The following is a 23,932-nucleotide window of genomic DNA, read 5'->3' as shown; positions in this document are numbered from 1 at the left end:
CTTGTTCGTGTGGCGAGGTCTTTCGCAATGGCTGTGCCAGTTGTGTTTTTTCGGCCCGAAGGCCCCATCTGCCGGGACGTGACAGATTCTCTGCGGATCACCCTGCGAACGATAAACGTCGCAAATTGCGACGAAGTGAGACGTCCCGAACACAACACCCTGCAGGAGCGAGCTTGCTCCGGGCGGCGTTCCGACGATGGACGAAAGAGCGCCACGTTTAGCCTGTAAGCACGCGATATCGTTAACGACCATCGCGAGCAAGCTCGCTCCTACAGAAAGCTATGCTTGTCTCAGGCTGAAACAGTTGTCGCGAAATTAAACGCGCAACACCGACGACACGATTGGCAAAACACCGGCCATTATCGGCAAATCATTGATTCATTGAGGTATTCATAAGCTGGCACGCTCCGTGTATTGCTCATCGCAGACGTTTCTCCTGCCTCCGTCAGCGGTTCACCGCCGACGGCAGAAACCATAAAAACGATAAGCCACAACAATAAGAACGCACCGTGCGAGGTTCGACGTTGATGAAGAGAAAACTCCGATCAGGCATGAGCGCCAGCCTGCTGGCCGTAGCCGCTTGTGTAGCGCTGCATTCGCCTCACAGCCTGGCAGCCCGTGACGCCCAGACCATCCTCAAGGAAACCTGTCAGGGCTGTCATACCCCCGAAGCCGATAACGCCCTGAGCCGCATCAGCCACCAGCGCAAGACGCCGGAAGGCTGGCTGATGAGCATTGCCCGGATGCAGACCATGCACGGTTTGCAGATCAGCGACGACGACCGCCGCACGCTGGTCAAATACCTGGCCGACACCCAGGGCCTGGCACCGAGCGAAACCGACGGCGTGCGTTATGCGCTGGAACGCCGGCTCAATACCGTCGAGCAATTCGATGACCAGACCAGCCAGATGTGCGGCCGCTGCCACTCCGGTGCGCGGGTGGCCCTGCAACGGCGTCCGGCCCAGGAATGGGAGCGCCTGGTGAACTTCCACCTCGGCCAATGGCCGTCGCTGGAATACCAGGCCCTGTCCCGCGACCGCGACTGGTTCGATCTGGCCCGCAAAGAGATGGTGCCGCTGCTGGCCAAGCGTTATCCGCTGGACAACCCGGCCTGGAAAAAATGGCAGAGCGCCGCGCCGAAAAGCGAGGCCCTGGCGGGTGACTGGAGCTTCAGCGGCCACTTGCCGGGCAAAGGCGAGCTGGCCGGTGTCATGAGCGTAACCGCCGACGGCAGCGACACCTTCAAGGTCCGCGTCAAAGGCCAGTACGCGGACGGCAGCCCGTTCAATGGCGACGGCAGCGCGATTCTCTACACCGGCTATGAATGGCGCGGTAACGTGACCATCGATGGCGTGACCATGCGCCAGGTGTTCGCCGCGCAGGGCAATGCCATGCAGGGCCGCATGTTCGAGGCCGAGCACGACGAGCGCGGCCTGGACTTCGTCGCCGCCAAACAGGGTTCCCAGCGTTTGCTCGCAGTGCAACCGGGCTACGTGAAGGCCGGCAGCGAAACCGAAGTGACCCTGATCGGCAGCGGTCTTTCCGGCAAGCCGAACTTCGGCAAAGGCGTGGAAGTGGTTGAAGTCGTCTCGCAGAGTCCGGAGCAGATCAAGGTCAAGCTCAAGGCCGCCGCCAATGCCCAGCCGGGCGCGCGTGCAGTCACCGTCGGCACGCTGAAAGGCCCGAGCTTGTCGGTGTACAGCAAGATCACCGAAGTCAAAGTCGTGCCGGAGTTCTCGGTGGCGCGGATCGGCGATGGTGGTGGATCGACGCCGAAAGTCCAGGGCCGTTTCGATGCCGAGGCCTGGGGCAAAGGCGCCGATGGCAAGCCGTACCGCATCGGCGTGTTCCCGGCGCAGTGGAAGGTCGAGGCCTTCGACGAACGCGCCAAAGAGGACGAAGACGTCAAGTTCGCCGGCACCATGCAGGCCGACGCAGGTGTGTTCACCCCGGGCGATGCCGGGCCGAACCCGGCACGCAAGATGTCCACCAACAACGCCGGCAACCTCAAGGTGATCGCCGCCGTCGACGACGCCGGGAAATCCCTGACCGGCGAAGGCCACCTGATCGTGACCGTGCAACGCTGGAACAATCCACCCATTCCATGAGTTGACTGATCTCTCACGGTTTCAGACATCTTTTTGGAATGACCGCAGGCCCCGCCAAGCGGGGTTTGCACAGGAGGTTTGCAATGGGCGCTATCTTGAATCTGGTCGAACGCAACCTGCATGAAGTGCAGGTCGATGCCGACCGCATGCTGTTTCACATCCCCAGCAGTTCGCTGTTCGCCAGCGATGAACTGACGGGCACCATCATCGATACCCTGCGCGGTCCCGGCTGCTCCTCGGACGACCTGATCCAGCGCCTGGCGGCGCGCTTCAACGGCGAGGAAATCACCGAGACACTGCGCGAGCTGATGGCCCTGGAACTGGTCAGCGACGGCTCGCCGCTGACCCCGGACATCGCCACCAAACGGGTCGAGCGCACGGCGATCAACACCGTGGTGCTCAACGTCAACACCGGCTGCAACCTGAGCTGCACCTACTGCTACAAGGAAGACCTCGACAAGCCGTCGGCGGGCAAAAAAATGGACGTCGAAACGGCGATCGCCTCGGTGGAAATGCTGCTGCGCGAATCCCCGGATGAGGAGCGCTTTACCGTGGTGTTTTTTGGCGGCGAACCGCTGAGCAATCGCAAGCTGATCGAGTACATGGTCGATTACTGTGAGAAGCGTTTTCGCGAGGCCGGCAAGTTCGTCGAATTCGTCATGACCACCAACGCCACGCTGCTCACCGAAGACACCGTGGACTACCTCAATGCCCACCGTTTCGGGCTGTCGGTGAGCATCGATGGTCCGAAAACCGTGCACGACCGCAACCGCATCACCGTGGGCGGGCAGGGCACCTATGACGTGGTGCGGCGCAAGGCCGAGATGCTGCTGTCACGCTACAACAGCCGTCCGGTGGGCGCGCGGGTGACCTTGACCACCGGCGTCACCGATGTCGAGACCATCTGGGATCATTTGTTCAACGAGCTGGGTTTTGCCGAAGTCGGCTTTGCCCCGGTGACTTCCGGCGACATCAGCAGTTTCAACCTGACCAGCGACGAGTTGATCGAAGTCTTCGCCAACATGAAAAAACTCGGTCGGCGCTATCTGGAAGCGGCGCTGGAGCACCGCAACATCGGTTTCTCCAACCTGCACCAGTTGATCACCGACATCCACGAAGGCCACAAAAAGGCCCTGCCGTGCGGCGCGGGCCTGAAGATGCTGGCGGTCGATCACAAGGGCGAGCTGAACCTGTGCCACCGCTTTACCGGTTCGAGCCTGCCGACCTTCGGCAACGTGCACAGCGGCGTCAAGCAGGTGGAGTTGAACGACTTCCTGTCCCAGCGCCTGGACCGCACCAACACCGGTTGCGAAGACTGTCAGATCCGCAACCTGTGCTCCGGCGGTTGCTACCACGAGAGCTACGCCCGCTACGGAGACCCGACGCACCCGACCTATCACTACTGCGAACTGATGCGTGACTGGGTCGACTTCGGCATCGAGGTCTACACCCGGATCATGGCCCATAACCCTGCGTTCATCAGCAGCTACATCACTCCGCGCAAGGCTCACTGATATGAAACATCTCAAGGCAATCAATAACAAAGCGTTGAAGCTGGATCAGGCCGCGGACGAGAACCGCATAGAAGAAGTGGTGGCCATGAGCTCCGTGGCGGGCTGTGCCTCGACCACCGACCCGGGCTGGGAAATCGATGCGTTTGGCGGTGTGTCGTCGCTGTGCCAGCCGATGGAGGCCGATCTCTACGGTTGCTCCGACCCGTGCTGGTGGCCGGCCCAGGTGCCCGACATGATGAGCACCTACCCGGACTGGAACAAGGATGCCCAGGCGTCCAACGAAAACTGGCGCAACCTCGGCACTGTCTTCCCCAAAGACAAGTGATCACAGAAGAAGGATTCCAGCATGCGTAACATCAAAGCCTGCGGCCTGGCCGCGTTCGCCGTCCTGAGCAGCTGTTCCGTCAGTGTTCTGGCCGATGAAAACACCGCGCTGCAAGTCGGTCACGAATACATGGTGACCACCAACTACCCGAACAACCTGCACGTGATCGACCTGGCCACCGACACCCTGTTCAAGACCTGCAAGATGCCCGACGCCTTCGGTCCCGGCTCCGTGCAGTTGTCGCCGGACCGCAAGACCGCCTACGTGCTGAACAACCACTACGCGGATGTCTACGGCGTCGAACTGGACAACTGCAAACAGGTGTTCCACGCCAGCATCACCCAGAAGCCGGGTGAGAAGGCCAAGTCCATGTTCGCCTTCACGGTCAGCCACGACGGCAAGGAGCTGTACACCGTCGCCAACCCGACGCTGATGATGAACGACCGCTACGAAGTGCAGCAGCCTCGGCTGGACGTGTACTCGACTGACGCCGGGATGGATGCCAAGCCGGTGCGCAGCTTCCCGGCGCCAAGGCAGCTGACCATCATGCAGAGTGGCGACGACGGCACCCTGTATGTGGCGGGGGCGGACGTCTACAAGGTCAATGTGCAGACCGGAAAGTTCGACGTGCTGATCCCCAGCCGTCACTGGAAACGCCCGAACTACAGCGCGCCGGACGTGCTCTACGTGTGGAACCAGCAGACGTATCGGCATGACTTCTCGCTGCTCTACACCGCCGCGAAATTCAAGGACAAGAAGCAGGACCCGGCCACCGCCGAATACCTGTATGGCCTGTTCAGCGTCGACCTGAAAACCGGCAAGACCGAAACCACCGACTTCGGGCCACTGACGGAAATCTATTTCAGCGGCATGCGCTCGCCCAAGGACCCGAACCTGATGTTCGGTGTGCTTAATCGCCTGGCCAAGTACGACATCAAGGAGAAGAAAATGCTCCAGGCGGCGACGCTTGATCACTCCTACTACTGCATTTCCTTCAACAAGGACGGCAGCAAGATCTACCTGGCCGGGACGTTCAACGACGTGGCGATCTTCGATGCCGACAGCCTCAAACAGACCGGTAGCATCAAATTGCCGGGCGGGGACATGGCGATTACCACGGCGCAGATATTTGTCCGGTAATTGCGGCGACTGAACCGACGCCTTCGCGGGCAAGCCCGCTCCCACAGTGGATTTGTGGTGTGGTCACTATTGTGTGAACACCGCTGAACCCTGTGGGAGCGGGCTTGCCCGCGAAGAGGCCCTCAAAAACTCTGAAAATCTTAAACCCCCGGCACCGGACAACTCATATCCCCTTCCTGACACTTCAGGTAGTTCTTGAACGTCTGCACCCGCGCCTTGGTCAGTTCCGTGGTGCAGTTGCTGTAGATCAGCGGATACACACTCCCGCCTTCCACCCCGGACGCCGAGAACTTGCACTCGGCATCGCGGAACGCAACCCACGCCCGCTGTGCACCCACCAGCAGTTTCTTGTTGTCCGGGTTGCCCTTGAACCGCGAAGTGATCTGCTGGTACAGCGCATTCAATTCCTTGTCGGCGGCCGCATTCTGTTGCGCCGCGCACTGGTTCATCGTCGCCTGGTTGCTGGCGTTGTCGCAGTCAACGGCGACAGCCATGGAGGTGAACAGCAGGGGCGTCAATGCCAATAGTAAGCGTGGGTTCATGCCGGATGACTCGCTGTGACCGAAAGTTGAGGTGCAGTGTAGCGCTGTGACGGATTCAGCCCGCTACGCTTGCCACTGCGAATGTTTCACCAGCGATTGCCATCCGATGCTGTTTCGAAGGAAAACGTGTGCAGTTTCGACCTCCGACTTGGTGATTGCCCCAGAACTTATCCGTGCAAATGCAACCGAATATCTCAGGCATGGTTGATTGCGCATCCCGATTGGTACAACTTTAGGGTTGGTCTTGTGGTCTTACTGACCTACTGTTCAAGTACAGGAGGTGACTTATGAACCCAGCATCTGATCGCATCGAAAGGAAAGTCCTGCTCAAGGCCAAGCGTTCGCAGGTCTGGCGCGTGCTGGCCAATGCCGAAGTGTTCGGACAGTGGTTTGGCGTGGCGCTGGAAGGCAAGCGTTTTGTGGCAGGCGAGTGGACCCAGGGCCGGGTTACGTACCCCGGTTATGAACACGTATTGTGGAACGTGTTGGTCGAGCGGGTCGAGCCGGAGCGGTTGTTTTCGTTTCGCTGGCATCCGTACGCGGTGCGTCCCGAGATCGACTATTCCCAGGAGCCAACCACCCTGGTCAAGTTCGAACTGGAAGATCATGACGCAGGCACCTTGCTCAGAGTCTCCGAGTCCGGTTTCGATCACATCCCCGATGTGCGCCGGGAAAAGGCTTTCCGAATGGATAGTCGTGGATGGGAAGAGCAAATGAACAATATCGAGCAGTTTTTGATCGACAATGCAAAGTCCCACGAGCAACAGGGAGGCTGAAGTCGGCTCGACGCCTGAGGCATCTAAGGGTTTTCGGAAGGTGGCTTATAGCGAATGTCTTACACGCGATGGAAGCGATATCGCCTGTTACAATTTGGATCCGATGCGTATTCTGGCCTCACCCACTGAAGCACAGGATGTGCTCAGGATCACGGATGATCGACCATATGCAAGGAACGCTGCGACAAGGAGTCGTCATGGTCTTGGAAAAACCCGCTTCGGCGGGTTTTTTTGTGACCGCAGGAAAGGTAGGGGCGGCAGAAGCGGATTCCTGCCGCCGTTTTCTTACTGACGATCGAGTTTCGCCGCCGCGCGCTCGGTGATTTGCGCCCGCAGCTTCAACGAGGCGGCAGCCCGCCGGCGAGCTTCTTCCAGCACACTGGCCGGCGCCGTCTCGGGGCTGCCCGCCGTAAACGGCGGGGCCGGAGCGTATTCCAGTTGCAACTGCACCAACTCGGCGGTGGCCGGGTCGAACAGTTCGGCGGCCAGGGTCAGGGCGAAGTCGATACCGGCGGTGATCCCGCCACCGGTCAACAGATTGCCGTCGCGAACCACCCGATCGTTCACCGCGATTGCGCCCAGCGGCTTGAGCAATTCGTGATAGGCCCAGTGAGTGGTGGCGCGCTTGCCCTTGAGCAATCCCGCCGCGCCAAGCACCAGTGCGCCGGTGCACACCGACGTGATGTACCGGGCGTTGGCGGCCTGGGCCCTGAGGAAGTCCAGGGTCTGGTCATCTTCCATCAACGGCCCGACGCCACTGCCACCGGGTACGCAGATCACGTCCAGCGCCGGGCAATCCTCGAAGGTGGTCGTCGGTTTCAACAGCAGGCCGGTGCTGGCGGTGATCGGCATCAGGTCCTTCCAGATCAGATGCACTTTCACATCCGGCAGCGAGGCCAGTACGTCATAAGGGCCGGTCAGGTCCAGTTGCTGAACCTGTGGAAACAACAGAAAGCCGATCTGCAACGTCATGGTGTTTTTCTCGTGAAGTGGGTGGACGGCTTGACTGTAGGCTCGTAGGATTTGGCGTATACGCCAATATCCCCACGAATTACGCCAAATGTCGAAAAGCATCCATGTACTCGCGTTCGCCAACGTGCAATTGCTCGACGTCACCGGGCCGTTGCAGGTATTCGCCTCGGCCAACGACATTGCCCGCCAGCAAAACCTGCCGCCACCCTACGCGCCGAAGGTGATTGCCAGCGGCGGCGGGGCGGTGATGTCGTCGGCGGGCCTGGCGCTGTTGGCCGAACCCTTACCGGATGACGGCACTGACACCCTGATCATCGCCGGTGGCTGGGGTGTCTACGCGGCGGCGCAAGATGCGTCGTTGGTCGCCTGGGTGCGCGAGCATGCCCGTGGCTGCCGGCGGGTTTCCTCGGTGTGTACCGGTGCGTTTCTGCTGGCGGCCAGCGGCTGGCTCGATGGCCGGCGGGTGGTCACCCACTGGACCCGCTGCGAGCAACTGGCGCAACAGCACCCGCGCTTGCAGGTCGAACCCAACCCGATCTTCATCAACGACGGCCCGGTCTGGACCTCGGCCGGCGTGACGGCTGGCATCGACCTGGCACTGGCCATGGTCGAACAGGACCTGGGGCGCAACATGGCCCTGGACGTCGCCCGGCAACTGGTGGTGTTTCTCAAGCGTCCGGGTGGCCAGTCGCAATTCAGCGTGACCCTGTCCCTGCAACAGGAAGGCCAGCGATTCGACGAACTTCACGCCTGGATCAGCGAAAACCTGACCAAGGACCTTGGCATCCCGACCCTGGCCTTGCAGGCCGGCATGAGCGAACGCAGCTTCGTACGCCACTACCGCGCCGACACCGGCCAGACCCCGGCCCGGGCCATCGAACTGATCCGCGTCGAAACCGCGCGGCGTCTGCTCAGCGATACCGGAGTGCCGATCAAAAGGGTGGCGGTGCAATGCGGCTTCGGCAGCGAAGAAACCCTGCGCCGCAGCTTCCTGCGGGCCATGGGGGTGACACCGCAGGCTTATCGGGAGCGGTTTTCGGTCAGTGTTGCAGTAGAACCGGTGTCCGGTTCACGTCAGGCTTCCGCTTCCGCCACCTGATTGAAATACTTCGTCCGATCCGGTGTAAACGTCACCACCATGGCTGTCCGAGCACACGTCAGCGCTCGCTCTTTCGCCAGGTCCACGTCCAGGTCTTCCCCGCGCAAGCCTTGCCACTGGGCGAGGTATTTGAGGGAGCCGTATTTTTCGAGTTTCTTCAGGCTGCGGCTGACGCCACCTTTCCAGCCCAGTACCGGCAACTCGCCAGCGAGGCACTGTCGGGCGAGTTCGGGGAAACGGGTTGCGCGCTGGCGGCCGACTTCCCTGCATTTGATCAGACCCTTGTCGTCGGCCTCCCAGAGTTCTTCGCGGTTCAAACCGGTTCGGAGCGGGGTGTCGATGCTGCGATGGATGCGTTGGGTCATTCTGGTTCCTTGAATTCGGGTGGTTCTGGACAGCTCCGCTGTACCCGTGATCGAAGATGTTAGGTGGGGATGTAACGGCTGGCAATAAGGTATTCCGAGGGAGCTTCCGACGGTAGTTGTTTAAAAATGCAGGGCTTTGCTTTGCGTAGCACCTGTGGCGAGGGGGCTTGCCCCCGTTCGGCTGCGCAGCGGCCGTAAATCCGGCGAACGCGGTTTTCCCGGGGATTTGGTAGCTACTTTTTGGGGCCGCGTTGCGGCCCAACGGGGGCAAGCCCCCTCGCCACAGATGTCGGTGGTGTCAGAAACTTGTGTTCACGGCTGCCAGACGGTTTTCTCCCCACTCAACCTTCTATCCAGAAAACACGCCGCACTGATCAACGCCAGATGCGTCAGCGCCTGCGGCGTGTTGCCCATGTGCCGCCCATGGCTGTCGAATTCTTCGGCATACAGCCCCAGCGGGTTGGCGTACCTGAGCAACTGTTCGAACTCCAGGTGGGCCTTGTCGAGCTGGCCGGCGCGGGCCAGGCATTCGACGTACCAGAACGAGCAGGCGGCGAAGGCGCCTTCGCTGCCGGGCAGGCCGTCGATCTGGCTGTCGTCGTTGCGGTAGCGGTAGATCATGCCGTCGCGCACCAGGCTCTTTTCGATGGCCTGCAGGGTCGCCAGCCAGCGCGGGTCGCGGGCACTGACGAAGCGCACCAGCGGCATCAGCAGCATCGAACCGTCCAGGCCGGTGCCGCCGATGTGCTGGACGAAATGACCGTGCTCGTCATTCCAGAAGTTCTCCCAGATGTCGGCATGGATCGCTTGGCGGGTCTGGTCCCAACGGGCGAACGGGGCGGGCAGCGAGCGTTTGGACGCGAGGCGGATGGCGCGGTCCAGGGCGACCCAGCACATCAGCCGTGAATGCAGGAAATGATATTGCTCGCCGCGCATTTCCCAGATGCCGACGTCCTTTTGCTCCCAGGTCTGGCAAACCTGATCGATGACTTCCACCGTGTGTTTCCAGCCCTCATGGGAGATGGCTTCGCCGTACTTGTTGACCAGGTAAATCGCGTCCATCAGCTCGCCAAAGATGTCGAGCTGGACCTGCTGGTACGCCTGGTTGCCGATGCGCACCGGTTGTGCGCCACCATGACCGGACAGGTGCGTCAGCTCGATCTCCGGCAACTCCTGACGACCGTCGATGGCATACAGGATGTTGAGTTTCATCGGCTTGCCCCGGCAGTCGCTGACCCGGCCGCGCAACCAGCGCATGTAGGCGTTGGCTTCTTCGACGAAGCCCAGGCGCATGAACGCATAGACCGTGAACGAAGCGTCGCGGATCCAGGTGAAGCGATAGTCCCAGTTGCGCTCGCCACCGGGGCTCTCCGGCAGGCCGAAAGTAGCCGCGGCGAGAATGGCGCCGTGCTTGCGCGAGGTCAGCAGCTTCATTGCCAGGGCCGAGCGGTTGACCCTCTCGCGCCAGCGCCCGCGGTAGTTGGACTGGCCGATCCAGTCGCGCCAGAACTTCAGGGTGCGTGTCAGGCACAGATCGGCGGCACCCTCCCTGAAGCGTGGGTCGCCAGGCGCACCGAGCAGGAACTGGGCGGTCTGGTCTTGCTCAAGGGTGAACTGCGCGACCGCCCCATTGGCATCAATGTGCATGGCTTGATCGGCGCATAGCCGCAGGGACGGCTGGTCGGCAGCCTTGAAGATCACGTCATCCTTGTCCATGCTCGCGCGGGTGCTGGCGCGGGCGTAGTCATGGCGCACCGCGCAACGCATGTGGAAGGTGGCGCGGCCGCTGACCACGCGGATCCGCCGCATCAGCAGTGGCAGGTCGTCTTCGGTGTCACCGACGGGCAGCAGGTCGGTGATCTCGACCACCGCCCGGTCGCTGAGCCAGCGGGTTTGCAACACGTTGGTGTCGGGCAGGTAAATCTGTTCGCGGCGGGCGTCGGGCAGGTCCGGTGACAACTGGAAAATCCCCGCCTCGGGGGTGTCCAGCAGCGAGCAGAAGATCGACGGACTGTCGAACTCCGGCCAGCAGAAGAAATCCACGCTGCCCTTGTCGTTGACCAGCGCTGCGCTGCGCATGTCGCCGATGATGCCGTGGGCGTCGATGGGGCTTTGGCGTTCGGGGTGATCAGCCATTGTCGCGCAACTCCGGGAACCTGGGGCCTATTTAGCTGACTGGTCTGGGTGGCCGAGAGTTCACTTGGCGGGGGGCGTGGGTTGTCTGTACTGGCCCCTTCGCGGGCAAGCCCGCTCCCACATTGGACGGCGTACACAAATCAACTGTGGGAGCGGGCTTGCTCGCGAAGGGGCCTTCACATTCAACCAACAATTCCACGCTTCCCCCGCAATCAGCCGTTATGGCAACGTGCAGTCCCCTGATGAGACCTGACCCATGGCAAACCCCTATCGCGAGCTGTTCAAAGCCCCTGGCAGCGGCGCATTCGTGCTGGCCGGCATGCTCGCGCGCATGCCGATTTCCATGACCGGCATCGGCCTGATCACCATGCTTTCGCAGTTGCAGGGGGGCTACGGAATGGCGGGCGCGGTGGCGGCGACGTTCGCCCTGGCCACGGCCTTTTGTGCGCCGCAGGTCTCGCGGCTGGTGGATCGGTATGGCCAGGGGCGGATTCTGCCGGTGGCGGCGCTGCTCGGCGGCGGGGCGCTGTTGCTGTTGTTGCTGTGCACGCGGTTGCAGGCACCGCACTGGACGCTGTTTGTCTTCGCCGCGCTGGCCGGTTGCATGCCGAGCATGTCGGCGATGGTGCGGGCTCGCTGGACCGAGGTGTATCGCGGTCACCCCGAGTTGCAGACTGCCTACGCCCTGGAATCGGTACTGGATGAAGTCTGCTTCATCGTCGGGCCGCCGCTTTCCGTTGGCCTGTGTGTGGTGGCGTTTCCCGAGGCCGGGCCATTGGCGGCCTTGCTGGCGCTGGCCGTCGGCGTCACCGCGTTCGTGTTGCAGCGCAGCACGGAGCCGCCGGTACATCCCCACGAAGATCACCATCAAGGCTCGATCATTCGCTCGCGCGACATTCAATTGCTGATGCTGTTGATGGTCGCCATGGGCACCATCGTCGGCGTGGTGGACGTGGTCAGCGTCGCCTTCGCCCAACAGCAGGGTCAACCGGCGGCGGCGAGCATCGTGCTGTCGGTGTACGCCATCGGCTCGTGCCTGGCCGGGCTGGCCTTCGGCGCACTGCGTTCGAAAGTACCGCTGGCGCGCCTGTTCCTGTACGGCGGCGTGGCAACGGCGGTGACCACCTTGCCGTTGTTGCTGGCGGCGAACATTCTCGGCTTGTCGCTGGCGGTGTTTGTCGCGGGGCTGTTTTTTGCCCCGACGCTGATCGTCGCCATGGCCCTGGTGGAGCAGATCGTGCCACCGGCCAAACTCACCGAAGGCCTGACCTGGCTGGTCACCGGGCTAAGCATCGGCGTCGCGATCGGTGCCGCCGGCTCCGGCTGGCTGGTGGACGCCTTCGGCTCGCGCAGCGGGTTCTGGCTGGCGATTGCGGCGGGGGCGCTGGTGCTCGGCTCGGCGATCCCGAGCTATCGCCATCTGAAATGAAGATCTGACAGCGGGGCATTTCCTTGTGGGAGCGAGCTTGCTCGCGATGGCGCAGTATCAGTCGGCATCATTGGTGTCTGACATGCCCCTATCGCGAGCAAGCTCGCTCCCACAGGGTTATTCATATGGCTAATTCTTTGGGCACCTCATCCGTTCTCCAAGCAGACAACCTTCGAGGAAATCCCGGTGACCCCGCTGACATTGCTGTGCCTGCCCTATTCGGGCGCGAGTGCCATGGTCTATAGCCGCTGGCGGCGCAAACTGCCGGAGTGGCTCAAGCTGCAACCGGTGGAATTGCCAGGGCGGGGCGCGCGCTATGGCGAGCCCCTGCACACCGACATGCGCCGCCTGGCGCTGCAGCTGGCCCACGAACAGAAGGCCACGCTCAAGGCGCCGTATGCGTTGTTCGGCCATAGCATGGGGGCGTTGCTGGCCTGCGAGATGGCCCACGCCTTTCGCTCGCTGGGTTGCCCGGAACCGGTCGCGCTGTTCGCCTCGGGCACTGCCGCGCCGACCCTGCGTGCCGACTACGACCGCGGCTTTTCCCAGCCGAAAACCGATGCCGAGCTGATCGAGCAATTGCGCACCCTCAATGGCACCAGCGAAGAGATCCTGGCCAATCAAGAGTTGATGAGCCTGACCCTGCCGGTGCTGCGCGCGGACTTCCTGTTGTGCGGGCGTTTCGCACCGATCCAGCGCCCGCCGCTCAAATGCCCGGTGCACGTGCTCGGCGGCAAGGCCGACCGCGCCACCACCGAGCAATTGATCGGCTGGAGCCAGGAAACCCGCGGCAGTTTCTCGGTGGACATGCTGGCCGGCGGGCACTTCTTCATCCATGAGCAGGAGGCCAAGGTGCTGCGGGTGATCAAGGACCAGCTTGAGGGGCATCATCGGCGGCATGGATTGATGGCTGTGGGCTGATCCTATTCTGAATTCACCACAAAACCTGTGGGAGCGGGCTTGCCCGCGAAGGCGGTGTGTCAAGCGATAAGTATGTTGCTGACACTCCCTCTTCGCGGGCAAGTCGAATCGTCGCACCGCCGCTCCCACAGGGGTATTTATCAACCTGTTTTTCCGCGTTTTGCCTTTTACCTGATCCGCTAATTTTTCCCGCCTGCATTCGTTTTATAGGCACGACGCGCCCTTGCGCCTACTGATGCGGATGCCGATAGATGAATGCTGAAGACTCCTTGAAACTTGCTCGCCGGTTTATCGGGTTGCCCCTGGAAAAGCGCCAGATGTTCCTTGCAGCCTTGCACAAGGAGGGCGTGGACTTCGCCCGTTTCCCGATCCCGGCCGGCATCGAGGCCGAGGATCGCCAGGCGTTGTCGTACGCCCAGCAACGCATGTGGTTCCTCTGGCAGTTGGACCCGCACAGCGGCGCCTACAACCTGCCGGGCGCAGTGCGGTTGACCGGGCACTTGAACCTGTCGGCGCTGGAGCAGGCGTTCGCCAGCCTGGTGGCGCGGCATGAAACCCTGCGTACGGTGTTCCAACGTCAGGCCGACGACAGCTTGCAGCAAGTGCCGGCCACGGCGCCGTTGCTGATCGAACAAGTGGATTTCAGCGCACTGCCCGCCGAGGAACGCGAACGGGCCGTGGCGCACACCGCCGAGCAGCAATCGATGCTGCCGTTCGATTTGTCGACCGGCCCGCTGCTGCGGGTCACCTTGCTCAAGCTCGCAGAACTTGAGCACGTGCTGTTGCTGACCCTGCACCACATCGTCTCCGACGGCTGGTCGATGAACGTGCTGATCGACGAATTCATCCGCTGCTACGACGCCTTCGATGCGGGCACCCAACCGCAGCTGGCAGCGTTGCCGATCCAGTACAGCGACTATGCCCTGTGGCAGCGCCGCTGGCTGGAGGCGGGCGAGCAGGCGCGGCAACTGGCGTACTGGCAGGCACAACTGGGCGATGAACATCCGGTGCTGGAATTGCCCCTGGATCATTCGCGCCCGGCCATGCCGAGCTATCGCGGCACCCGCTACGAATTCGCGGTCGAAGCACAACTGGCCGAACAACTGCGCAGTACCGCGCAGAAGCACAGCATCACCCTGTTCATGCTGTTGCTCGGCGCCTTCAACGCGTTGCTGCATCGCTACACCGGGCAAACCGACATCCGCGTCGGCGTGCCCATCGCCAACCGCAACCGTGGGGAAATCGAAGGCCTGATCGGTTTCTTCGTCAACACCCAGGTGCTGCGTACCCAGCTGGACGGCCAGACGCGGGTCGACGACCTGCTGCGTGCCGTCAAGGAAACCGCCCTCGGCGCCCAGGCCCATCAGGACCTGCCGTTCGAGCGTCTGGTCGAAGCGTTGAAACTGGAGCGCAGCCTCAGTCACACGCCGTTGTTCCAGGTGATGTACAACCACCAGCCGCACGTGGCCGACATGGCGTCGGTCAGCACCGCCTCCGGCCTGGTGCTGGGTAGCATCGACTGGCAAAGCCGCACCACCCAGTTCGACCTCACCCTCGACACCTGGGAGAAGGGCGGCAAGCTGCACGCCGCGCTGACCTATGCCAACGATCTGTTCGACGGCGACACCATCGCACGCATGGCCCGGCACTGGACGCGTCTGTTACAGGCATTAGTCGACGACTCGACGCAAAAAATCGGTGAGTTGCCGATGCTGAGCGCCGATGAGCAACAGGTGCTGGTGCAGGACTGGAACCGCACCGCCGAGGTCTATCCCGTCGAGCAGTGCATGCATCAGCTGATCCAGGCCCAGGCCCGACGCACGCCCGAGGCAACGGCGCTGGTGTTTGGCGAGCGCCAGTTGAGCTACGCGCAACTCGATGCCCGCACCAACCGACTGGCCAATTACCTGCGCGAGCTGGGCGTTGGCCTGGATGTACTGGTGGGGATCTGCGTCGAGCGTTCGCTGGACATGGTCATAGGCCTGTTGGCCATTCACAAGGCCGGGGGTGCCTACGTACCGCTGGACCCGGAGTACCCGGCCGAACGTCTGGCCTACATGATCGACGACAGCGCGATTGGCCTGCTGCTCACGCAAGGCAACCTGCTCGGCGGGCTGCCCACCGACGGCGTCAAGGTCATCGCCCTGGACCAGCCGCAAGATTGGCTCGACGGCTACAGCGACGCCTGCCCGCAGGTCGAGGTGCATCCGTTGAACCTGGCCTATGTGATCTACACCTCCGGCTCCACCGGTAAGCCCAAAGGCGCCGGCAACAGTCACGCGGCGCTGGTCAACCGCTTGTGCTGGATGCAGCAGGCCTACGGGCTCGATGGCAGCGATTCGGTACTGCAGAAAACCCCGTTCAGTTTTGACGTGTCGGTCTGGGAGTTTTTCTGGCCGCTGATGACCGGCGCGCGTCTGGTGGTGGCGCCGCCGGGCGCACATCGGGAACCGGCGCAGTTGATCCGCCTCATCGCTGACCACGGCATCAGTACGCTGCACTTTGTGCCGTCGATGCTCCAGGCGTTCATCCACGAGCCGGGCGTCGAGGCTTGCACCGGCCTCAAACGCATTGCTTGCAGTGGCGAAGCCTTGCCGCTGGATGCGCAATTGCAGGTGTTCAAAAAGCTGCCGGGCGCCGGGTTGTACAACCTTTACGGCCCGACCGAGGCGGCCATCGACGTGACCCACTGGACCTGCGTCGACGAAGGTGCCGACAGCGTGCCCATCGGCCGGCCCATCGCCAACCTGCGCACCCATGTGCTGGATGCGCAATTGCTTCCGGTTCCGGCCGGCGTGGCGGGGGAGCTGTACCTCGGCGGCGCCGGGCTGGCGCGCAGTTATCACCGGCGGCCGGCGCTCACCGCCGAGCGCTTCGTGCCGTGTCCGTTCCACGACGGTGCGCGCTTGTACCGCACCGGTGACCGCGTGCGGCAGCGCGCCGATGGCGTGATCGAATACCTCGGGCGCCTCGACCATCAAGTCAAATTGCGCGGCCTGCGCATCGAACTGGGGGAGATCGAAACCCGCCTGATGCAGCATGACCTGGTGCGCGAGGCCGTGGTGCTGGTGCAGGGCGGCAAGCATCTGGTGGCGTATCTGGTGCTGGAAAACGCCGACGCCGATGTGCAATGGCCGCAAACCCTCAAGGCCTGGCTGCTCGGCAGCCTGCCGGAATACATGGTGCCCACCTACCTGATGCCGCTGGATGCCTTGCCGGTGACTGCCAACGGCAAGCTCGACCGCAAGGCCTTGCCGCCACCGGACGCCGCGCCGCAGCAGGCGTTCGTCGCACCGCAGGATGCCATGCAGACCACGCTGGCGCAGATCTGGCAGGACGTATTGGGCACGCAACCTGTGGGCCTTGAAGACAATTTCTTCGAGCTCGGCGGCGACTCGATCATTTCCATCCAGGTGGTCAGCCGCGCCCGTCAGGCCGGCATCCGTCTCAGTCCGCGGGATCTGTTCCAGTACCAGACCGTGCGCAGCCTGGCATTGGTCGCGACGTTCGACAGCCGCAGCCGCATCGATCAAGGACCGGTCAGTGGCGAGGTGATCCTGACCCCGGCGCAGCATTACTTCTTCGAACAGGCCATTGCCCTGCGTCAGCACTGGAACCAGTCGCTGCTGCTGACGCCCCGGGAAGCGCTGGATCCGCAAGCGTTGGAGCGGGCCTTGGTGGCCGTCATCCATCATCATGACGCCTTGCGCCTGCGTTTCATCGACGGTGCCCAAGGCTGGCTGCAACACCATGGGCCGCAGGTCGAATCCGCTGGATTGTGGCTGCGTCAGGCGTCTTCGGCCGAAGCCCTGACCGCGTTGTGCGATGAAGCGCAACGCAGCCTCGATCTGGCCAACGGGCCGCTACTGCGCGCCTTGCTGGTCAACCTCGACGATGGCAGCCAGCGCCTGCTGCTGGTGGTTCATCACCTGGCGGTGGACGGCGTGTCGTGGCGGGTGTTGCTCGAAGACTTGCAGCAGGCTTACCGGCAAGTGGCGCTGCCCGAGAAAACCAGCGCTTATCAAGCCTGGGCCGCGCACCTGCAACAGCATGCCGGCACCTTGTCTGGGCAAATGCCGTACTGGCAGGCGCAACTGGCGGATGCCCGGGACCTGCCGTGTGAGCATCCGCAGGGCAGCTTGCAGCAGCGCCACGGGCACAAGATCGAATCGACACTGGATGCCGAACTGACCCGCCAATTGTTGCAACAGGCACCGGCGGCCTATCGCACCCAGGTCAATGACCTGTTGCTCACGGCGTTGGCGCGGGTCATCTGCCGCTGGAGCGGGCAGGGCTCGACGCTGATCCAGCTAGAAGGCCACGGCCGCGAAGACCTGGGCGACGACCTCGACCTGAGCCGCACCGTCGGCTGGTTCACCAGCCTGTTTCCCGTGCGCCTGCAACCCGAGGCCGGGGCGGCGAATTCGATCAAATCGATCAAGGAACAGCTGCGCGCGATTCCCGGCAAAGGCCTGGGTTATGGGCTGCTGCGCTATCTCGGCGAACCGGCGCAGCGCCAGCTTCTGCAAGACCTGCCGGCGCCACGCATCACCTTCAACTACCTGGGGCAGTTCGACCGTCAGTTCGATGAGGCTGCGCTGTTCGTCCCGGCCACGGAAAGCGCTGGTCAGGCCCAGGGCGACGATGCACCGCTGGCCAACTGGCTGACCGTGGAAGGCCAGGTGTATGGCGGGCAGCTCTCGCTGCAATGGGGTTTCAGTCGCGACATGTTCGCCGAATCCACGGTGCAGCAACTGGCCGATGCCTACACCGAAGAACTCAAGGCACTGATCGAGCATTGCTGCGCGACAAGGCCAGGCCAGGTCACGCCGTCGGACTTCCCGCTGGCGCGCATCACCCAGGCGCAACTCGATGCCTTGCCTGTCCCGGCACCGGCCATTGAGGACGTTTACCCGCTGACGCCGATGCAGCAGGGCATGCTGTTCCACACCCTGTACGAGCCCCAGGCCGAGGCCTACATCAATCAATTGCGCCTGGACATCCAGGGACTGGAACTGGCGGCATTCGGCCGGGCCTGGCAGGCGGCGATCAACCGACACGACATCCTGCGCAGCAGCTTCCACTGGCTGGGGCTTGAGTGCGCGCATCAGGTGATTCATCGCCAGATCGACCTGCAACTGCAAGTGATCGAAGCGACCGACCTCGACTTGGATGCACTGGCCGCCGAGGAGCGCAGTCGCGGCTTCGAACTCAGCGCCGCGCCGTTGTTCCGCCTGATGCTGGTGCGCCGCGACACTGAAGACTGGCACCTGATCTACACCAGCCATCACATCCTCATGGATGGCTGGAGCAACGCGCAGTTGCTCGGCGAAGTGATCCAGCAGTATGCCGGGCAGACGCTGGCCAGGCCGTTGGGGCAATACCGCGATTATCTGGGCTGGATTCAACAGCAGCCGCTGCTGGCCGCCGAGCAGTTCTGGAAGCAAGCGCTGGCGCCACTGGAAACGCCGACGCTGCTGGCGCAAGCCTTGCCGACACCGGTCGAAGGGCGCGGCATGGGCGAGCATCAATTGACCCTTGAGAGTGCCGCACTACAGCGCCTGGGCGATTTCGCCCGCCAACAGAAAATCACCCTCAACACCTTGCTGCAAGGCGCCTGGGGTCTGCTGTTGCAGCGCTACACCGGCCAATCCTGCGTGGCGTTCGGCGCCACCATGGCCGGACGCTCCGCGCCGCTGCCGGGCATCGAGCAGCAATTGGGGCTGTTCATCAACACCATGCCGATCATTGCCGCGCCGCCGGCAGGGCAGTCGGTGGCCCACTGGCTCAACCACCTGCAAGCGCTGAACCTGAGCCTGCGCGAGTTCGAACATGTGCCGCTGTACGACATTCAGGGCTGGGCCGGGCAACAGGGGGCGCTGTTCGACAGCTTGCTGGTGTTCGAGAACTTCCCGGTGGCCGAAGCCCTCAAGCAAGGGGCGCCGGCGGGTCTGACCTTCGGTGCGCTGCGCAATCACGAAATCACCAGCTACCCGCTGACCCTCGGCATCGAAGTCGGCGCCACCCTGCGTCTGGATTTCAGCTTCGACCGCAGCCGGTTCAGCGCTGCACAGATCAGCCAGTTGGGCGCCAGCCTGTTGCAGGTGCTGGAGCAGTTCGTCGCACAGCCACAGCAGGCATTGGGCGCGGTCAGCTTGCTGGACCCCAAGGCCCAAGCAAAAGTGTTGGCGTATTCCCGTCCGCCTGCGCCGCAAATCGACAGCCCGTTGCTGGCCCATCAGCGTTTCGAGCAACAGGCGGCACGCACGCCCGATGCACTGGCGGTGATGGTCGGCGACGAGTGCCTGACCTACGCCCAGCTCAATGCGCAAGCCAACCAGCTCGCCCATCGCCTGCGCGCCCTGGGTGTGGCACCGGGGCAGCGGGTCGGCCTGTCGGTGCGGCGCAATGCGCAGATGATCGTCAGCCTGATGGCCATCCTCAAGTCCGGCGCCGGTTATGTACCGCTCGATCCGGACTACCCGGCCGAGCGTCTGGCCTACATGATCGAAGACAGCGGCATGGATCTGCTGCTGGCGCAACCGGGCTTGCTCACCGATGTAGCGCTGCCGCAAGGTTTGCCGCGACTGGCGCTGGAGTCGGGCGTTGACGGTTACTCCACCGAAAACCCGGAAAACCTCGCCAGCGCCGAAGACCTCGCCTACCTGATCTACACCTCCGGTTCCACCGGACGCCCGAAAGGCGTGTGCCTGGCCCACGCCGCGCTGCGCGAGTTTTGCGTGATCGCGGCGGACTATTCACAACTCACGGCGCAAGACCGTGTGCTGCAATTCGCCACCTTCAGCTTCGACGGTTTTGTCGAGCAGTGCTACCCGCCACTGTGCGTGGGCGCGGCGCTGGTGATGCGCGGCGATGAGTTATGGGACACCGACACCCTTTATCGGCAGATCATCGCGCACGGCGTGACCCTGGCCGACCTGCCGGCCGCCTACTGGTTCTTGCTGGCCCAAGAGTGGGCTGCGCAACCGCAGCGTGAGAAAGGGCGCTTGCGTCAGGTCCACGTCGGGGGCGAGGCCATGTCGCTGGAAGGCCTGAAGTTGTGGCATGCCGCCGGTCTGGGCGATGTGCGCCTGCTCAATACCTATGGGCCGACCGAAGCCACGGTCGTTTCCAGTACCCACGAATGCACCCTGGCCGATACCCGCAACCCCCTTGGCGTGCCGATTGGCCGCGCGCTGCCGGGGCGTTCGTTGTACGTGCTGGACAGCGAAGGCCACCTGCTGCCGACCGGTTGCGTCGGCGAGTTGTGCATCGGCGGTGATGCGGGACTCGCCCAGCGTTATCACCAGCGTCCGGGTTTGAGCGCCGAGCGTTTCATTGCCGATCCGTTTTCCGCCACGCCGGGGGCACGGCTGTACCGCAGCGGCGACCTGGCGCGCTATCGCGAGGACGGCGCACTGGAATACCTGGGGCGTATCGACCATCAGGTGAAAATTCGCGGATTCCGCGTCGAACTGGGTGAGCTGGAGGCGCACCTGCAAGGCCTGCCGATGATCAGCGAAGCCGCAGTGCTGGTGCACGAAGGCGTCGGCGGCAAGCAGTTGATCGGTTATGTGGTGCCAGCCTCGGGTGAACAGCTGGACGCCGATGCGCGGCAACTCACCGACACCGTGCGCCGCTCCTTGGGCGAGCGCCTGCCGGACTACATGCTGCCGACGCAACTGGTGCTGCTGGCCGCGTTGCCGCTCAACCGCAACGGCAAACTCGACCGCGCCGCGTTGCCGGCCCCGCCAGTCTGGGAGGCCGCAACCGGTAGCGCACCACAGGGGGCTCTGGAAATCCAGCTGGCGCAGATCTGGCAGCAGGTGCTGCAGGTCAGTCGCGTCGACCGCGAGAACAGCTTCTTCGAATTGGGCGGGCACTCCTTGCTGGCGACGCAAATCGTCTCGCAGATCCGCCAGCGCATGGGCCTGTCGGTGAGCCTGCGCAGCCTGTTCGAACACCCGCGCCTTGAGGATTTCGCCGCACAGGTACAGACACTGCAACACCGCTGTGAACGCCCGGCGCTGGTGGCGGACACCTCTGGCGAACGCCAGCCGCTGTCCTTTGCCCAGCAGCGCTTGTGGTTCCTGTGGAACCTGGAGCCGGACAGCTCGATGTACAACATGCCGGGTGCCTTGCGCCTGCGCGGCGAGGTGAACCTCGACGCCCTGCGCCAGACCTTCGAAACCCTGGTGCAGCGCCACGCGGTGTTGCGCACCACCTTCTACGAAGAAGACGGCCAGACCTGGCAGCGGGTACACGGGCAAATGCCGTTGAGCTTCGAGGCCGGCGACCTGCGGCATCTGCCGGCGCCGGACGTCGAGGCGCAACACCTGGCCCGCGAGGAAGTCGCAAGGCCATTCGACCTGCGCCACGGCCCGTTGCTGCGGGTGCGGGTGCTGCGGGTCGCGGATGACCAGCATGTGCTGTTGCTGACGGTGCATCACATCGTTGCCGATGACTGGTCGTTCCGCGTGCTGATCAATGAATTCGTCACGCTCTATCCAACCCTCAACCGTGGCCAGACCCCGCAACTGCCGGCGCACAGCGTGCAGTACGCCGACTTCGCCAAATGGCAGCGCCAGTGGCTGGAGCAGGGCGGCGAGTTGCAACGCCAGCTCGACTACTGGCAACAGCGCCTCGCCGAGCCGCAAGCGGTGCTGGAGTTGCCCGCCGATGGCGACCGGCGCACGGCGCAAGAAGGTGCCAGCGCGCACTTCACCTTCAGTGCCGAACTCAGCCAGCAGTTGCGCGACTTTGCCCAGCAGCGTGATCTGTCGTTGTTCATGCTGCTGCTGGCCGGTTTCACCCTGGTGTTGCGCCAGCGTACCGAGGTCGGTCGGGTGCGCATCGGCACCGATATCGCCAACCGAAATCAAGCCGAGCTTGAAGAAATGGTCGGCTTCTTCGTTAACCAACTAGTACTGCAAGTGGAAGTCGATGCCGGGCAGCCGGCAGCGCAGTTGCTGGAGGCCTGTCGCCGGGCGGTGCTGGAGGCTTCGGACCATCAGGACCTGCCGTTCGAGCGCCTGGTGGAAGCCTTGCGCTTGCCGCGCCGGGCTGGCCGTTCGCCGCTGTTCGACATCAAGCTGATTTACCAGGAAGGCGTCGCTCGCTTGCCCTCGATGGATGGGTTGCACGTGGAGGATTTCCCCTCCGGGCGTCAGGCCGCCGAGATCGGCATGGTCGCTGCGTTCTACAACGACGCGCAGCACATCCACCTGAGCTTCGAGACACCGGCCGGCCAGTACCTGCCGAGCACGCTGGAATGTCTGTTCGAACAGATCCGGGCGGTGCTCGAGGCCTTGGTAGGCGCTGAGCCATTGCAGGTCGGTGAGTTGCTGAACCTGGCCAGCGATGTCCAGCGCCGTGCCGATGCGCGCTTGAACGAGCAACGCAAGGCCCTGCTCGGCGGTGCCATGGCGATCAAGCGCCGCTCGGCGAACCGGGGCGCGTCGACAGCGCCAACCGCAGCGGACTGATTCAGGCGACGGCGTCCTTTAGCGCCGCCGTCAACATTTTCTGGAGGGGTTTATGACCGTTTCAACGACCAAGTCCATTCCCAAGATGGGTCGTGGTGCCCGCAAAAGCCTGTCCACCGATCCGACGCGGCTGGTGAGTTTTGCGCCGATGTTCGAAGGCCACAGCATGCCGCTGGTGTGTCGTCCGGCCGTGTCAGGCGTGAACCTGGTGGAATGGGCGAGCCAGAATCGCGCGCTGATCGAAAGCAAGCTGCTGGAACATGCGGTGATCCTGTTCCGTGGCTTCCAGGTGGCCGATATCGGCGAGTTCAACCGCTGCGTCGATGCGATTTCCGGCGGCGCGCTGGAGTACCTGTTCCGCGCCTCGCCACGCACCCAGATCACCGGTCAGTTCAAGATCTACAGCTCCACCGATTACCCGGCGCCGGAGAAAATCTTCCCGCACAACGAACACTCGTATTCGCCGGTGTTCCCGCGTCACCTGTATTTCTACTGCGACACCCCGTCGGCCACCGGCGGCGAAACACCCTTCGGCGATACCCGCCGGATCCTCGCGCGGATCGACCCGGCGGTGCGCGAAGAATTTGCCCGTAAACGCATCATGTACGTGCGCAACTACGGCGACGGCATGGGGCTGCCGTGGCAGACCGTGTTCCAGAGCGAGGACCGCGCCGAGGTCGAAGCCTACTGCGCCAAAATCGGCATCCAGGCCGAGTGGAAGTCCGGCAACCGCCTGCGCACCCGGCAGAACGGTCCGGCCATCGTGCGCCACCCGCTGACCGGCGAGCGCATCTGGTTCAACCACGGCACCTTCTTCAACGCGCTGACCCTGCCGGACAGCATCCGCGACAACCTGCTGCGTGAGTTCGGCCCGCAAGACCTGCCGCAGAACACCTTCTTCGGCGACGGCTCGCCGATTCCCGACGACGTGATCCGCCACCTGCAAGGCATCTACCGTGAGGTGATGGTCGAGTTCGCCTGGGAGAAGGGCGACGTGGTCCTGCTCGACAACATCCTCAGCGTGCATGCGCGCAACGAATTCACCGGCTACAGAAAAATCCTCACGGCCATGGCCATCGCGCAGAAAAGCGCCGACCTGGATCAGGAATAAGGACACCCG

General features: G+C 63.1%; 14 protein-coding genes. 10 read left to right on the top strand and 4 right to left on the bottom strand.

Going from position 1 to position 23,932, the window contains the following annotated elements; translation table 11 throughout:
* The first annotated feature begins 527 nt into the window (after window positions 1-527).
* The 4 genes from peaA to peaD all read left to right on the top strand — a co-directional run bounded on the left by peaA (window position 528) and on the right by peaD (window position 5,087).
* Window positions 528-2,108: a quinohemoprotein amine dehydrogenase subunit alpha gene (gene peaA / locus Q8X48_RS19500; protein WP_407801211.1), complete on the top strand. Its 1,581-nt coding sequence runs from the start codon at window positions 528-530 to the stop codon at window positions 2,106-2,108.
* A gap of 83 nt (window positions 2,109-2,191) precedes the next feature.
* Window positions 2,192-3,622 carry a quinohemoprotein amine dehydrogenase maturation protein gene (gene peaB / locus Q8X48_RS19495; RefSeq protein ID WP_407801212.1) on the top strand — a complete coding sequence of 477 codons (1,431 nt, stop codon included), beginning with the start codon at window positions 2,192-2,194 and terminating at the stop codon, window positions 3,620-3,622.
* A gap of 1 nt (window position 3,623) precedes the next feature.
* Window positions 3,624-3,947 carry a quinohemoprotein amine dehydrogenase subunit gamma gene (gene qhpC, locus Q8X48_RS19490; protein ID WP_007971075.1) on the top strand — a complete coding sequence of 108 codons (324 nt, stop codon included), beginning with the start codon at window positions 3,624-3,626 and terminating at the stop codon, window positions 3,945-3,947.
* Window positions 3,948-3,968: 21 nt separating this feature from the next.
* The gene (peaD, locus tag Q8X48_RS19485; protein WP_407801213.1) at window positions 3,969-5,087 is read left to right on the top strand and encodes a quinohemoprotein amine dehydrogenase subunit beta; all 1,119 of its coding nucleotides are present in this window, start codon (window positions 3,969-3,971) and stop codon (window positions 5,085-5,087) included.
* A 140-nt stretch (window positions 5,088-5,227) separates the two neighbouring features.
* On the opposite strand, the gene Q8X48_RS19480 is transcribed toward peaD, so the two are convergent.
* A complete protein-coding gene (locus tag Q8X48_RS19480; protein WP_095968148.1) occupies window positions 5,228-5,629 on the bottom strand; it encodes a lysozyme inhibitor LprI family protein in 402 nt (133 codons plus the stop codon).
* Between the two features lie 287 nt (window positions 5,630-5,916).
* Between Q8X48_RS19480 and Q8X48_RS19475 the strand changes: the two genes are divergently transcribed.
* Entirely contained in the window at window positions 5,917-6,405 is a 489-nt protein-coding gene (locus tag Q8X48_RS19475; RefSeq protein WP_407801214.1) for an SRPBCC family protein, read from the top strand.
* 285 nt (window positions 6,406-6,690) lie between these two features.
* On the opposite strand, the gene inhA is transcribed toward Q8X48_RS19475, so the two are convergent.
* Window positions 6,691-7,377 carry an isonitrile hydratase gene (gene inhA / locus Q8X48_RS19470; RefSeq protein ID WP_407801215.1) on the bottom strand — a complete coding sequence of 229 codons (687 nt, stop codon included), beginning with the start codon at window positions 7,375-7,377 and terminating at the stop codon, window positions 6,691-6,693.
* An 88-nt stretch (window positions 7,378-7,465) separates the two neighbouring features.
* Here inhA and Q8X48_RS19465 point away from each other — a divergent pair, with 88 nt between their 5' ends.
* Window positions 7,466-8,476, top strand: coding sequence for a GlxA family transcriptional regulator (locus tag Q8X48_RS19465; protein ID WP_407801216.1), 1,011 nt, complete (start codon window positions 7,466-7,468; stop codon window positions 8,474-8,476).
* Here the strand turns inward: Q8X48_RS19465 and Q8X48_RS19460 are convergent.
* Both Q8X48_RS19460 and Q8X48_RS19455 read right to left on the bottom strand, forming a co-directional pair.
* Complete coding sequence (locus Q8X48_RS19460; protein ID WP_407801217.1) at window positions 8,452-8,841, bottom strand: hypothetical protein; 390 nt, start codon at window positions 8,839-8,841, stop codon at window positions 8,452-8,454. The two genes, Q8X48_RS19465 and Q8X48_RS19460, sit on opposite strands and share 25 nt — an antisense overlap.
* A gap of 312 nt (window positions 8,842-9,153) precedes the next feature.
* Window positions 9,154-10,977, bottom strand: coding sequence for a glycoside hydrolase family 15 protein (locus Q8X48_RS19455; RefSeq protein WP_407801218.1), 1,824 nt, complete (start codon window positions 10,975-10,977; stop codon window positions 9,154-9,156).
* A gap of 256 nt (window positions 10,978-11,233) precedes the next feature.
* Here Q8X48_RS19455 and Q8X48_RS19450 point away from each other — a divergent pair, with 256 nt between their 5' ends.
* The 4 genes from Q8X48_RS19450 to Q8X48_RS19435 all read left to right on the top strand — a co-directional run bounded on the left by Q8X48_RS19450 (window position 11,234) and on the right by Q8X48_RS19435 (window position 23,923).
* Window positions 11,234-12,406 carry an MFS transporter gene (locus Q8X48_RS19450; RefSeq protein ID WP_407801219.1) on the top strand — a complete coding sequence of 391 codons (1,173 nt, stop codon included), beginning with the start codon at window positions 11,234-11,236 and terminating at the stop codon, window positions 12,404-12,406.
* Window positions 12,407-12,592: 186 nt separating this feature from the next.
* The gene (locus Q8X48_RS19445; RefSeq protein ID WP_407801220.1) at window positions 12,593-13,327 is read left to right on the top strand and encodes a thioesterase II family protein; all 735 of its coding nucleotides are present in this window, start codon (window positions 12,593-12,595) and stop codon (window positions 13,325-13,327) included.
* Window positions 13,328-13,578: 251 nt separating this feature from the next.
* Window positions 13,579-22,812, top strand: coding sequence for an amino acid adenylation domain-containing protein (locus tag Q8X48_RS19440; RefSeq protein WP_407801221.1), 9,234 nt, complete (start codon window positions 13,579-13,581; stop codon window positions 22,810-22,812).
* A 52-nt stretch (window positions 22,813-22,864) separates the two neighbouring features.
* Window positions 22,865-23,923: a TauD/TfdA family dioxygenase gene (locus Q8X48_RS19435; protein ID WP_218503933.1), complete on the top strand. Its 1,059-nt coding sequence runs from the start codon at window positions 22,865-22,867 to the stop codon at window positions 23,921-23,923.
* Window positions 23,924-23,932: the final 9 nt, after the last annotated feature.

Source organism: Pseudomonas sp. QLc11A (assembly GCF_052112305.1).
Taxonomy (GTDB): domain Bacteria; phylum Pseudomonadota; class Gammaproteobacteria; order Pseudomonadales; family Pseudomonadaceae; genus Aquipseudomonas; species Aquipseudomonas laurylsulfatiphila.
The sequence above is the reverse complement of the archived record's forward strand: the minus strand, read 5'-3'. Positions and strand labels throughout refer to the sequence as shown.

Coding starts and splice junctions, on each gene's coding strand:
- Q8X48_RS19480 (WP_095968148.1), bottom strand. CDS start 5,629: ATGAACCCACGCTTACTATTGGCATTGACGCCCCTGCTGTTCACCTCC.
- qhpC (WP_007971075.1), top strand. CDS start 3,624: ATGAAACATCTCAAGGCAATCAATAACAAAGCGTTGAAGCTGGATCAG.
- Q8X48_RS19450 (WP_407801219.1), top strand. CDS start 11,234: ATGGCAAACCCCTATCGCGAGCTGTTCAAAGCCCCTGGCAGCGGCGCA.
- peaB (WP_407801212.1), top strand. CDS start 2,192: ATGGGCGCTATCTTGAATCTGGTCGAACGCAACCTGCATGAAGTGCAG.
- Q8X48_RS19435 (WP_218503933.1), top strand. CDS start 22,865: ATGACCGTTTCAACGACCAAGTCCATTCCCAAGATGGGTCGTGGTGCC.
- Q8X48_RS19440 (WP_407801221.1), top strand. CDS start 13,579: ATGAATGCTGAAGACTCCTTGAAACTTGCTCGCCGGTTTATCGGGTTG.
- inhA (WP_407801215.1), bottom strand. CDS start 7,377: ATGACGTTGCAGATCGGCTTTCTGTTGTTTCCACAGGTTCAGCAACTG.
- Q8X48_RS19475 (WP_407801214.1), top strand. CDS start 5,917: ATGAACCCAGCATCTGATCGCATCGAAAGGAAAGTCCTGCTCAAGGCC.
- Q8X48_RS19460 (WP_407801217.1), bottom strand. CDS start 8,841: ATGACCCAACGCATCCATCGCAGCATCGACACCCCGCTCCGAACCGGT.
- peaD (WP_407801213.1), top strand. CDS start 3,969: ATGCGTAACATCAAAGCCTGCGGCCTGGCCGCGTTCGCCGTCCTGAGC.
- Q8X48_RS19465 (WP_407801216.1), top strand. CDS start 7,466: ATGTCGAAAAGCATCCATGTACTCGCGTTCGCCAACGTGCAATTGCTC.
- peaA (WP_407801211.1), top strand. CDS start 528: ATGAAGAGAAAACTCCGATCAGGCATGAGCGCCAGCCTGCTGGCCGTA.
- Q8X48_RS19455 (WP_407801218.1), bottom strand. CDS start 10,977: ATGGCTGATCACCCCGAACGCCAAAGCCCCATCGACGCCCACGGCATC.